This window comes from Natronogracilivirga saccharolytica (assembly GCF_017921895.1).
Taxonomy (GTDB): Bacteria; Bacteroidota; Rhodothermia; order Balneolales; family Natronogracilivirgulaceae; genus Natronogracilivirga; species Natronogracilivirga saccharolytica.
This window is the reverse complement of sequence record NZ_JAFIDN010000029.1, coordinates 1-1,711: the sequence shown is the minus strand read 5'-3', so window position 1 is coordinate 1,711 and position 1,711 is coordinate 1. Positions and strand designations below refer to the sequence as shown.

Genomic DNA, 1,711 nt, shown 5'->3' with positions numbered 1-1,711 from the left:
TACCAGAATCCGTGAGTTAAATTGGAAAAAAATACAATAACATCAAGTATTTCATGAGTTTATCTGATTTTGTATCTTCACCCAACAGGTGAAACAAAGAATCGAAAGACATAGATGGTCATGGATATTGAGTTTCAGCTTACCTCCACGCCTATCACCTCCACAGCCGGCCTGGCTTTTATCGGAGATCATTTGAAAGAGACCAAACTTTCCCGTCATCTGAGCAGTGTCTGCCCGCATGTTCGAAAATCCGGTCGCATTGCCGATATCGACGTAGCCAAATCCATGATCGGACTGCTTTGCCTCGGCAAACCCGATTTTGATGCCATCGGCGAATACCGTGATGAGCCGTTTTTCACCCGCAGCCTGGGTCTGTCCCGTCTGCCGTCGCCGGAAACCCTGCGGCAACGTATTACCTGCTGGCCGGAAAAAACACGCCATGTCTGGCGGGATTTCAACATTCGCCAGCTTCGGCGAAACAAAAAGTTCCTGACCGAAAAGATCCATGGCCGCCGCTATGCCGCTGTTGACGTCGATGTCTCGCCGATGGATAATTCGGATACCAAAAAAGAAGGCGTCTCGTGGACCTACAAGAAGTTCGACGGTTATGCGCCGATCTTTGCCTATATAGGTCCCGGATTTATGCTGAACAACGAGCTGCGTCCCGGATCGGCTCACAGCAATCATGAGGGTACGGGACAGTGGATTGCCCAAACGCTGCAGATGGCCCGCAACATCACCGATGCCCCGATGCTGTTTACAGCCGATTCGGGCAACGACAGCACCGATAATGTGGAGATATTGCGAGAGCAACCGAACACCGATTTTATTCTCAAACGCAATCTGCGCAAACAGGATCCGGCTGAGTGGCTGGCTCTGGCCAAGGAGCAGACCGGTGAGGAAAACTACGAGGAGGTCGATATTGGGGCGCGGGCCTGGTATGGAGAGGAAGATGTAGTTCTGCCGGGTCAGGACGATGTCCCGGAAGACAGTAAAGTCAAACAGCGTGTGGTATTCCGGGCTACCGAGCGGTTTGCCCGCCCGAATGGGCAGTATTTGTTCGGCGATGAGATCAACATTGATGCCTACTGGACCTCGCTGGACTGGACTCCGCAGCAGGTTCAGGCCTTTTATCAAAGACGTGGCACCAGCGAGCAGTACCACAGCGAATTGAAAAGCGATATGGACCTGGAGCGCCTGCCGTCGGGCAAAATGGCGACCAATCAGCAGGTTTTGGATCTGGCCATGATCGCCTACAACCTGCTTCGCATGTTGGGGCGGCAAATGCTCGAGACCGGACTGGTGCCGGGCCGCAAGGCGCGCAGCCGGCGATTGCGTCTGCGCACGGTCATGCAGAATCTGATGTATATGGCCGGGCGTCTGGTGCGTCATGCGCGTCGCTGTACTTTGCATATTTTTAAAGGTCATGGCTGGGCATTACCGGCCTTAGCCCTGGCGCGAAGCCCGGATTGAGCGGAAGAGCCCCGGAAAGCCGTTTGCCAGGACAATCGAAGAATTTGGATATACAAACCATGGGATCGGTGTCTGCGTTGTTCGCAATAAGCAACTGATAAACATAATTATGCAAGGATTTTAGGGCTTTTTTGTCGATTTTCCCGGTCCATTTATCTGCGCAAATGGATGGAATAAAATTTTTTTCGGTATTTTCCACCCAGGAAATTGAAAAAGAGTGTTAACTCACGGAATCAGG

Annotated in this window: 1 protein-coding gene; it reads left to right on the top strand. The window is 52.0% G+C overall.

The features are described from left to right. The first annotated feature begins 120 nt into the window (after nucleotides 1-120). Nucleotides 121-1,473, top strand: a complete 1,353-nt coding sequence (locus NATSA_RS15265; RefSeq protein ID WP_210513483.1) for an IS1380 family transposase — start codon at nucleotides 121-123, stop codon at nucleotides 1,471-1,473. Nucleotides 1,474-1,711 lie beyond the last annotated feature (238 nt).